Source organism: Pseudomonas sp. 10C3, assembly GCF_036346185.1.
Taxonomy (GTDB): domain Bacteria; phylum Pseudomonadota; class Gammaproteobacteria; order Pseudomonadales; family Pseudomonadaceae; genus Aquipseudomonas.
The window spans coordinates 42822-54011 of sequence record NZ_JASJVE010000023.1; the positions used below are offsets into that span (position 1 = coordinate 42822).

The window sequence follows — 11190 nt, forward strand, 5'->3', positions numbered from 1 at the left end:
TCCCAGGACGATGCTTCCATCCGGGCGGCAGGAGGTTTCCCACCGCCCTATGCCTCAAACCTCCTCGGTGCGCTGACCGATCAAGCTCTCTACAGCCGGTACCCGGGTGTCGGATTCCATCTGGGCATCATGTTCGAGCTGATGGCTGAAACGCTCCAGGGACCCTTTCGCCGGCTGTGCATCGCTGGCGAACACCGGCGGGCTGAGCATGTAGGCGCCCAGTAGACGGCTCAGGGCACTGAGGCTGTCGATGTGGGTGCGTTCATACCCATGGGTCGCATCACAGCCGAAGGCGAGCAGGGCGGTGCGAATGTCATGCCCGGCCGTGACGGCAGAGTGCGCATCGCTGAAGTAGTAGCGGAATAAATCCCGGCGTACCGGCAGTTCGTTCTCGGCTCCCAGGCGCAACAGGTGCCGTGACAAGTGGTAGTCGTAAGGGCCTCCTGAGTCCTGCATCGCGACACTCACTGCATGTTCGCTGGAATGCTGACCTGGGGCGACCGGGGCAATATCGATCCCGACGAACTCACTGACATCCCACGGCAGCACGCCTGCCGCGCCGGTACCGGTTTCTTCGGTGATGGTGAACAACGGATGGCAGTCGATCAACGGCTCGGCGCCACTGTCGACAATTGCTTTAAGTGCAGCCAGCAGGGCCGCGACGCCAGCCTTGTCGTCCAGGTGTCGCGCGCTGATATGCCCGCTTTCAGTAAACTCTGGCAGGGGGTCGAACGCGACGAAGTCGCCGATGCCGATGCCCAGCGATTCGCAGTCGGCACGGGTGGTGCTGTAGGCATCCAGACGCAGCTCGACATGGTCCCAACTGATCGGCATTTCATCCACCGCCGTGTTGAACGCATGCCCTGACGCCATCAAGGGCAGGACACTGCCGCGTATCACCCCGGTGTCCGTGAATACGCTGACCCGGCTGCCTTCGGCGAAACGGCTCGACCAGCACCCTATCGGTGCGAGGGACAGACGCCCATTGTCTTGCACCGCTCGTACGCTGGCGCCGATGGTGTCCAGGTGTGCGGAGACGGCACGGTCGGGACTATTTTGCTTGCCCTTCAAGGTGGCGCGAATGGTCCCGCGTCGGGTCAGTTCAAAGGGAATGCCCAGCTCTTCCAGGCGTTCGGCGACGTAGCGCACGATGGTGTCGGTGAACCCGGTTGGGCTGGGGATCGCGAGCATTTCCAGCAGGACTTTCTGCAGGTAATTCAGATCCGGTTCGAGGATTTTTGCAGGGGTCATGAGGGGCGCTCCTGAAGCGATGCGGTTAGCTGTGTGCCGGCAGGCTGTGTGGAAACAGCAGGTCGACGAAACGTTCGGCGGTCGGTTGCGGTTCATGGTTTGCCAGGCCGACCCGTTCATTGGCTTCGATAAACACGTACTCCGGCTGGTCGGCAGCGGGCACCATCAAATCCAGGCCCACCACTGGAATGTCCAGCGCTCGAGCCGCACGTACGGCCGCATCGGCGAGTACGGGGTGCAGGATTGCCGTGACGTCTTCCAGGCAACCGCCGGTGTGTAAATTGGCGGTGCGTCGGACCGCCAAGCGCTGACCCGGTGGTAACACGGTGTTGTAGTCGAACCCTGCGTCGCGCACTGTGCGTTGGGTTTCTTCATCTTGCGGAATACGGCTTTCTCCCGATGTAGCGGCCTCACGACGTCGGCTCTGCGCTTCTATCAGCGCGCCAATTGCATGGTGACCATCACCGATGACTTCGGCTGGTCTGCGGATAGCGGCCGCCACCACCTCGAAGCCAATCACCACGATGCGCAGGTCCAGTCCCGGGTGATAGCTCTCGAGTAACACCCGGCTGTCGAACGGGCGGGCGCGCTCGATGGCATTCTGGAGGTCTTCAATCGTGCGCAGGTCCACTGCGACGCCATGACCCTGTTCACCATCGAGCGGCTTGACCACGATCTGCCCGTGTTCGTTCAGAAAATCCAGATTGTCATCGACGTTGCCTGCCAATTGCTGGGCCGGCAAATTCAAGCCTGCGGCCTTGAGTGCATGGTGGGTCATGCTCTTGTCCTGACACAGGGTCATGCTGACGGCGCTGGTCAGGTCACTCAGGGATTCACGGCAGCGCACACGACGTCCGCCATGACTGAGGGTGAACAGGCCGGCGTCGACGTCATCGACCTGTACGTCGATACCACGTCGATGGGCCTCTTCGACGATGATCCGCGCATACGGGTTGAAGTCTGCTTGTGGTCCTGGCCCGAGAAACAAGGATTCATTGATACCGTTCTTGCGTTTGATGGCGAAGGTCGGCAGGTTGCGGAAACCAAGCTTGGCGTACAGGTTTTTGGCTTGCAGGTTGTCATGCAGCACCGAGAGATCAAGGTAGCTCAAGCCACGGCTCATGAAGTGCTCGATCAAATGCCGCACCAACACTTCGCCCACACCCGGCCGGGTGCATTGCGGGTCAACGGCCAGGCACCACAGGCTGCTGCCGTTCTCCGGGTCATGAAAGGCTTTTTGATGGTTGAGGCCCATCACGCTGCCGATCACGGCATTGCTGCTCTCATCTTCGGCAATCCAGTACACCGGCCCACCTTGATGGCGCGGGGTCAGCAGGGCAGGGGCGATGGGCAGCATGCCCCGCGCCAGGTACAGGTTGTTAATCGACTGCCAATCCGCATCGTTCTGCGCACGGCGAATACGAAAACCCCGAAACACCCGCTGTGCCGGACGGTAATCGCTGAACCACAGGCGCAAGGTATCGGACGGGTCGAGGAACAGCTGTTGTGGCGATTGCGCCAGCACCTGCTGGGGCGCCGCGACATACAGGGCGATGTCACGCTCGCCGAGCTTCTCATTGAGCAAGTCGTCAGCCAGCGTCGCCGGGTCAGGATAGGTGTGCCCGATCAGCAGCCGGCCCCAGCCGCAATGCAGGGCCAGAGGTTGGGCGTCAGGCTCGCTGCCGTCTTCCGCGAAGCGTGCTTGCAGGCGCTCATAAGAGGGCGCCTGGCCGCGCAACAGGCGTTGGCTAAAAGCCGAAGCATTGTGTTTCATCGATCAAAGTCCTTGTTCGCTGAGCCACAGGTTCAGCGCTGCGAGCTGCCATAGCTTGGAGCCGCGCAAGGGGGTCAATTCGCCCTCGGGATCGGTCAGCAGTTTGTCGAGCATGGCCGGGTTGAACAGGCCTCGGTCCTGACTCGGGTCGAGCAATAGGTCGCGTACCCAATTCAGCGTGTCGCCCTGCAAATGCTTGAGCCCCGGCACCGGGAAATAGCCTTTTTTGCGGTCGATCACTTCGGCCGGGATCACCCTTCGCGCCGCTTCTTTGAGTACCTGCTTGCCGCCATCGGGCAACTTGAAGCGCCCCGGTACTCGGGCCGACAGTTCGACCAGGCGATAGTCGAGAAACGGCGTACGCGCTTCCAGACCCCAGGCCATGGTCATGTTGTCGACACGTTTCACCGGGTCATCGACCAGCATGATCGTGCTGTCCAGACGCAGTGCTTTATCCACAGCGGCGTCGGCCCCAGGTTGGGCGAAATGCTCGCGGACAAAGTCGCCAGCTGCGTCATTGGCGGTCAGCCACTGGGGCTGCACGGTGGCGGCGTATTCGTCATACGTGCGGTCGAAGAACGCTGCGCGATAGGCCGCATAAGGGTCGCTGGCGCCGTCCACTTGTGGGTACCAGTGATACCCGGCGAACAGCTCATCGGCACCTTGCCCGCTCTGCACCACTTTGCAGTGCCTGGCCACCTCTCGCGAGAGCAGATAGAAGGCAATGCAGTCATGGCTGACCATCGGTTCGCTCATGGCACGGAACGCCGCAGGCAACTGCTCGATGATTTCGCTTTCGTTGATGCGCAACTGGTGATGTTGAGTGCCGTAGTGTTTGGCGATCAGATCCGAATACTGAAATTCGTCACCGCGTTCGCCGCCGGCATCCTCAAAACCGATGGAAAAGGTCGACAGCTCCTTGACCCCGACTTCCCGCAGCAGGCCGACCAGCAGGCTGGAGTCGACGCCGCCAGACAGCAGAACGCCGACATCCACCGCTGCACGTTGACGAATCGCCACCGCATCACGGGTGCTGTCCAGCACCCGGTCACTCCAGTCTTCGAGGGTCAGATTCGCTTCGTCGGCATGCGGGCCATAGGGCAGATGCCACCACACTTTCTGTTCGGTCTTGCCGCTGGCGTCGATGCGCATCCAGCTGGCAGGTGGCAGTTTTGCAATGCCCGCGAGCAGGGTGCGCGGCGCTGGAACCACGGCGTGGAAATTCAGGTAGTGGTTCAGGGCGACCGGGTCGAGCATCGGGCTGATATCGCCGCCTTTGAGCAGCGCAGGCAACGATGAGGCAAACCGCAGGCGCTTGTCGGTGTGTGACAGGTAGAGTGGCTTTACACCCAGTCGGTCGCGAGCCATGAACAAGGTCTGGGTGTCACGCTCCCAGATGGCGAAGGCAAACATGCCGTTGAGCTTGGGCAGCAGATCGACGCCCCAGGCGTGGTAGCCCTTGAGCAGCACTTCGGTGTCGCCGCCAGAATAAAACGGATAGCCGAGTGCTTCCAGTTCAGCGCGCAGTTCCGGGAAATTGTAGATGGCACCGTTGAACGCCAGCGCCAGCCCCAGCTGATTGTCGACCATGGGCTGTGCCGAGCCTTCGGACAGGTCCATGATTTTCAGTCGACGGTGACCGAGGGCAATAGGTCCCTGGCTATGAAAACCCCAGGCGTCCGGGCCGCGAGGGGCCAAATGATGGGTGATCCGTTCAACCGCCGCGATGTCTGCCGGTTGATGGTCGAAACGTAACTCTCCAGCTAATCCGCACATGGTGCATAAACCCTATGTGTTCCGGACCCTCCAAGGCTATGGGTGCTTGGTACGTACCACCGCGGTGCTTCATGCCGAGCGCAGTCGTTTTCACACAGCCTGTTTCAGGTCCTGTTTTGGAACGGACATAGTGCTCTGATCTTTCACCCGTCCCCTCCGGCGCAAGCGCCTCATCAGAGCGCGCCGCCGTAAGTGGTCTGACTTTTTCGAGTGCATGCAGAGCCCGATCGTTCAATAAAATTTCCCGTGTGGCTTTGGTCGGGAGCTTTTCCCGGACGTTTTCATCGACGTGTATCCGACAGGTTCGGGCGTTTCGCTGTCGCGGGTCGACCTCGCTGCCGCGCAGGGCCATCAACGCTCCCGGGCGCGACAGGTATAAGAAAGCGCCTGGAAATGACGTAGGGGGATAGGGCGTCACATGCATCGGGAAATTAATCGACAAGCTCCACTACTCTGGCCCCGGTTTTTTGGGGGGGGGACCTTGTTTTTATGGGGCAGAGGGGGACTTCGCGGAGTGGCGTGATTTCAATTCATGGTCTATTTGTGTATTCCGGCGCGGGGCCGGCTCAAGGAGATTGCCATGCATTTGGTTGTGGAAAGACCTTATCCCGTGGACTATATCCATCCGAACGGAGAGCAAGCAAAGATTGACTTCATTTGGGGAGATCCAAAAAGTATGGCGCCTATCGGAATTACTATTTGGCTCAAGGCTGGCAATGACAGGGTAAAGCTCGGCGAGGAAATGGGCGAGTGGCGCACCTTCGGCGAGGCCTTGCGACACGGTATTGATCTCGCGTTCACCTGGCTTGGTCGCTGAAACCGAACGTTTGATGACAGGGCTCATGCCGCCAGCAGCTGTTCTTGCTGGCGGGGTGGACGGCTCGATGATTGAATCGGCCTTTGCCGTGGCCGACGATAAGAAGGGACTCTGGTCCGACTTAAATATGGAACCACGCCAGTGTGCCCAGCACGACACTGACACCCACTGCGCTGTACGCCACCTTTTTGAGCCACTCCTTGCGCGTCAACAAGGTAATCGCCGCCAGCGAAATAGCGATCTGAATCGCAGTCATCGCCTGCGCCCAGCGGTGATGCTGATGCAGTGCCAACTCTGACTTTTCATCCCACTCTCGAGCCTCTGTTTCGAGGGCCTCGGCGTTCTTGCGCACGATTTCTTTCTCATTTTTATAGCGCAGGGCTTCGGCGGTGTAATGCGCGGCATCGAGGCCGGGGATATGGATCGCCAGTTCAGAGAGGTTTTGCCGGCTGGATTTAGCCTGGTAGTAATTCCACAGGTTGGACGCTTCGGTTTTCTTGATCGCGGCGTTGTTTTTGTCCATGGCCGCTTCGCTCTCCGTGGAGCCGGCCTGATAGCTGAGCAATGCGCCGAGGGTCGCCATAATCGCCGTCATCACCGCTATCTTGCCCGCGAAATTGTCGCCGCTGGCATGGGCGTGTTCGTTGACGTGTTTCAGGTGATGTTCGTGCGGACTGGGGACTTCGAAGTCTTCAGACATGGACGTTGGTCTTTGGGAGTGGATAAGTGGTGAAGTGTAAAGGTAGTCATCATCGAAGGCGCTATTTCTCGACGTGCCGGGCACCATTTTTTCGACCCAGAGCACACCCTCTGCGTTTAGCCAATTCCCACACGGTTATGCAAAACAGAAGGGCTGATTTCGTCGGTGCTAATTGTGTACCTCAGTTAAACCTTTCGAATGCATAACGTGGTCAGTCCTATTCATGCCAGCAGGTTGTGTTTTATGACTGTTTCACCTCGTTCAAACGCTAAAAATCCAGTTCAACCCAACCTCCATTTCATCAAGAGCAATACCCCCGCCTGGCTAAAAGAGGCAGACCCCACGCTACGTGAAACCCTGCGGGTGCAAATGGCAGTCAGTAGTTTTTCGAGAACGCGGGTCGCCGAGGTGCTTGAGGAACTGCAGAGCATTGACACATTCGCCGAGCCTTTGTTGACCAAGGCGTTGCAAGACTGGTTCAACGTGAAAGTCGATGTGCGCACCGCGATATTCTTTAACCGCAACGTCGACTACAGAACATCCAGCAGCAGTCTGCTCGAAGCTGCGCTGCAAAACTTCGAAGCGCACGAGGGTAAAGACGGCGCCTTCAAAACAGGCTCTGGCGTATTCCTCAATGAGCACTCTGGAGAGCGTCTGCCTATTACCCCTGAACAGTTCGCCCGTGCCTGTCGCAATCTGAACCTGGGGCAACTCTATCAGGATCACCTCGATTCGGTATTTCAGCCCTACACCGGGCTGGATGAAAACCCTGTGGCGGTACGTGCTAATCGTCGAGCGCTGTTCCTGGTCAGTGAGCGGGATGCGCTATCGGTTGAAATCACTGTCGCGCGCATCAAAGGGGATATCAGCGAAAGTGCCCATCAGATGATGTTGCAGGTGGCCGCTCAGCGCTCGGAGGCGTCACTGCCGAGTGTCGTACGATTGACCCTGTTCGAGACGCCGATCCATAAAATAGTGGTGATCAGCGCGGATCGAAGCCATGAGGATGGAAAGGCGTTGCCCTGCGTGGCGTATATCCCGGGAGACCCCCTGCACCCGTTGAAGGAGTACGCCTCAACTGCTGATTTCGCCAAGGCGCTGACCGAGCGTTTGGGGTCAGCGGATTATCAGCAGTTCTTCAGTCGTTTTATCACTCAACGGCAGCGGCCAGCTTTTTTCAAAGCCCTGAACACACGTCTTTTCCCTTCGCTGCCTTACCGCGTCTTCACCCCAGACCCTGTTCTGCAGAAGGGCGCAGTTGGCACGTCCTTGATCAAGAGAATGTTCCCCAGTCCAAGTGCCATCTGGACGCAAACGCTGGATAAAAATGCCACCCTGAGCTTCGGCGAAACGCCGTTGGTGGGTAACCTGTTCTTGACCCTTTACCGTCAGCAACTGCAACAAGTGCTCGATGATGCGCGCTACTTGGTGGTGCGCACCGACGATGAGGATTTCAAGAGCAGCCTGGCCTTCTACGATGAGTTTCTGAGCATTGGTTTGAGTGTCCTGAATCTCGCGGCCTTTTTCGTTCCGGGTGTGGGCGAAATCATGATGGTGGTCGCCGGCGCGCAGCTGTTCAACGAGTTATTCGAAGGTGTCGAGGCCTGGAATCATGCGGAAGTCGAGGAAGCGCTGGCGCACCTTTTTGGTGTGGCAAGCAATGCCGCCTTGATCGTTGCGTTGGGGGCGAGCGGGGCGTCCCACGTGCCGGCCGTTGAAGGTTCGGCCTTTATCGACACGCTGATCGAAGTAAAACTGGCCAATGGTCAGAGTCGTTTGTGGAAGGTTGACCTCAAGCCGTTTGAGTCTGACGTACTGCTGCCTGATTGGGTCGCGGCGGATGCCGAAGGGCGCATCACGCTTGAGGGCAAGGACTACCTGCCATTGAACGACAAACTCTATCGGATAGCGCTTGATCCGGCGATCAACACCTGGCGGCTCAAGCCCCCGGTCTATGTCGAAACGTATTCGCCCCTCCTTGAACATAACGGCGCAGGCGCATGGCGGGTCGAGGGCGAAAGCCCGCACAGCTGGCAGATCAACACGTTATTCAAGCGGTTGGGGTATTCGGTAGATTCCTTTTCCGAAAAAACAGCCGAGCACATTCTGGCACTCACAGGGACCGATGAAACGCTGCTGCGCAGGATCCACCTGGGAAACCAGGCTCCGACACCACAGTTGGCGGACACCATAAAACGGTTTCGACTGGACCAAGAGTTGGTGCAGTCCGGTGCGCACGAGGACTTGCCCGCAATATTCAACGCGCAGTATCAGGCTAGCGAGGCCTCCGCCGATCCGCTCATCAATGTGATCAAACGGGACTTTCCGAGCATTACAACGGCAGCCGCCAAGGAGATCATTGTCGAGGCTAATGCGACCGAAATTGCGCAGATGACCGGGCAGCAACGCATTCCTTCGCGACTGGCGGGACAAGCCCGTGTTTATGTACGGGAAACACAACTGAACCGTGCCTATGAAGGTTTTTTCCTTGCCTCGGGCAGTGCGCACCCAGACACCCTAAAGCTCGCGCTGGTCTCGCTTGAAAAACTGCCGGGCTGGCCGACAGACCTGATGATCGAGGTCCGACAGGGCTCGACGGGCGGCGAGTTGCTTAATCGTGTCGGCAGCCCGACGGCATCGCAGGTTAAAACGCTGGTCAAGCGTGGCAAGACTTATCAGGCTCATGACAGCGAGGGCAACGAGCTACACGCGCCTGCTGATTTTTTTACGGCGGTCATGCAGGCGTTGCCGGACTCGGCCCGCGAGTCGATTGGCGTGTCCGGCGTCTGGAACGTCAGCCAGTTCAGAGAGCGTTTGGCCGCAGTCGCCATGGGTCAACGTGATCACGCGGCCAGGGTTCTCGGCCAATCGCGCGCCAAACAGAGCTTCACTGTGCCGTCCCGTCTATCCAATAGCCGAATCGGCTACCTGTTGAGTGGACGTGGGGCGATGGCAGCGGCTGTTGTGTACCAGCAAGAGAGCGCAGAGGCGCTCAGCGAAAGACTGCGCACGTTTTATCCTGAAAGCGCTGATGCGGGCCACGTCGACCGGTTGGCCGGCCGAGATGTAGCGCGGGTCAGTGCGCGTTTGAATGAGCAGATTCAAGCATTTGGCACTTTGCGCAATGCGCTGGACGGCTGGGTCGATATTTCGGAGTCCAATCCGCTGCTGACTGCGCTGGAACGTCAAACAAGAGGGCGAATCGCAGACGAACTTTCTCGTGCCTGGCGCTACAGCGAGCATGTGATAGCCGTCATGCCAGAGCCGCGCACTACGTTTAGTCTCGATTCCGTTACCTTGCCTGACCTCTCCGATCTGCCGGATCTGCCGGATTACTACAGCAAAATCGAAGAAATCATCCTAAGCAATGTGACGGCTGATGCCGAGCAGTTCGATGTGTTCTTGAGCAAATTTACAGGGCTAAAAGAGCTGTCTATTACTAACGGCGGGCTTTCACGTGTGCCTGCGGGGCTGACCGGGTTCGCCCAACTGAATTATGTGTCCATAGCTTGTCAGGACATGGTGATCAATCAGCAGGCCATGGATATATTCGTTGCTATGCCTCGGTTGCTGACGCTGGATCTGTCGGGCAATACATTGGGCAGCTTTGCCGGTAGCAGCGGATTGAGACTGGACGTGTTAGCCCTTGAGTCGATGGGGTTGACCGAATGGCCGCAGTGGGTCGAGGACATTCCACTGCAGGAACTCGACATATCCGATAACCAGATCGTGCATTTACCCGATCATATTTTGCAGAACCAACGCCACAGCAACCAACATTTGACTGTCAGGGCCTACGGGAATCCGATTTCCCATGACGATCTGCAGACCGCATGGGTCAATGACAGTGGCTGGAATCAGCGATATTCGTTGCTTGCGGATTATCCGGACGACATTAGGGCGCTTCACTCACGTCGCTCGTCGCCCTCGGAGTCTGAGGCTTCGGACGATCTATTCTCCGCTCCTGAATCTTCAGACTCGGAGCCACCGACTCCAGATCCGCAGGCCGCGGAGGGTGTGCATCTCTGGCAAGTGCCGGGAAGTGATTCACTGAACAGCCGAATCGAGCTCGCGTGGCAACGGGTTGAGGAGACCAACGATGCCCCCGACCTGCTATCGCTGATTCAACAATTGCGAGGCAGCGAGGATTTCAACCGGGTCCGTGAAGAACTGACCATTGAAGTACTTGGGGTGCTGGAGGCTGCGGCAGAAGACGCTGAGTTGCGAGGCATTCTGAATGCGCGAGCTGCACAAGGTTGTGAAACCTGCACAGACGGTGCGCGCTTGCTGTTCAGCGATGTTCAGGTGGAGGTCTACAGCCGAAATGCCCTGTTGAACGTGCCCGAGGAAGGCAAAGGCGGTGTTTTGTTCAAGCTGGGTAAGAGTCTGTTTCGTCTCGAGGCCGTCGAAGCAATCGCCGAGAAAGATATCGCCACCAGGAAGAGCATGAGATTGCTCGTCGATGAAGCCGAGGTACGTTTGGCTTATCGAACGGATCTGGCTGACCGGCTGGGTTTGCCTGCACAGCCCCACGGCATGAATTATCGGCGGATAGCGGGGGTGAGCGAGGATGCGATCATCAGCGCCGAAGGCACCGTTTTGCAGCGTGAACAGGCGCTTGAGTACGTTGACTCGATGATCCAGAAGCGCTTCTGGAGCGATTACTTGCACCAGCACTATGTGGCTCGGTTCGAGGAACGACTGGCGGCTTTCGATCTCCGACTCGAAGACCTCACAGCGGCACCCCCGGCAATGGAGGGTGAGTATCTCAATCAGGTGAATGCCTTGCGCCAGGAGCGAGAGGAAGAAGAGCTGCGCGTGTTGAGCGAGTTGACCTTGCTGGAACGGTGGACGTTGGAAGGCATTTGATCA

Annotated in this window: 6 protein-coding genes; 2 read left to right on the top strand and 4 right to left on the bottom strand. The window is 58.3% G+C overall.

What is annotated here, in order from left to right:
• Positions 1-54 precede the first annotated feature (54 nt).
• Genes QN399_RS20780 through QN399_RS20790 form a run of 3 tightly spaced genes read right to left on the bottom strand, consistent with a single transcriptional unit; the run spans position 55 to position 4801 of the window.
• Positions 55-1251, bottom strand: a complete 1197-nt coding sequence (locus QN399_RS20780; protein ID WP_322180692.1) for an osmoprotectant NAGGN system M42 family peptidase — start codon at positions 1249-1251, stop codon at positions 55-57.
• 25 nt (positions 1252-1276) lie between these two features.
• Positions 1277-3025: an N-acetylglutaminylglutamine synthetase gene (gene ngg / locus QN399_RS20785; RefSeq protein WP_330201544.1), complete on the bottom strand. Its 1749-nt coding sequence runs from the start codon at positions 3023-3025 to the stop codon at positions 1277-1279.
• A gap of 3 nt (positions 3026-3028) precedes the next feature.
• On the bottom strand, positions 3029-4801 hold the full coding sequence (locus QN399_RS20790) for an N-acetylglutaminylglutamine amidotransferase (RefSeq protein ID WP_330201545.1): 1773 nt from the start codon (positions 4799-4801) through the stop codon (positions 3029-3031).
• 580 nt (positions 4802-5381) lie between these two features.
• Here QN399_RS20790 and QN399_RS20795 point away from each other — a divergent pair.
• Positions 5382-5618 carry a hypothetical protein gene (locus tag QN399_RS20795; RefSeq protein ID WP_322180540.1) on the top strand — a complete coding sequence of 79 codons (237 nt, stop codon included), beginning with the start codon at positions 5382-5384 and terminating at the stop codon, positions 5616-5618.
• A 121-nt stretch (positions 5619-5739) separates the two neighbouring features.
• On the opposite strand, the gene QN399_RS20800 is transcribed toward QN399_RS20795, so the two are convergent.
• Entirely contained in the window at positions 5740-6318 is a 579-nt protein-coding gene (locus QN399_RS20800; protein WP_322180538.1) for a DUF4337 domain-containing protein, read from the bottom strand.
• A gap of 243 nt (positions 6319-6561) precedes the next feature.
• Between QN399_RS20800 and QN399_RS20805 the strand changes: the two genes are divergently transcribed.
• Positions 6562-11187 (top strand): NEL-type E3 ubiquitin ligase domain-containing protein, encoded by a 4626-nt coding sequence (locus QN399_RS20805; RefSeq protein WP_330201546.1) that lies wholly within the window; start codon positions 6562-6564, stop codon positions 11185-11187.
• Positions 11188-11190 lie beyond the last annotated feature (3 nt).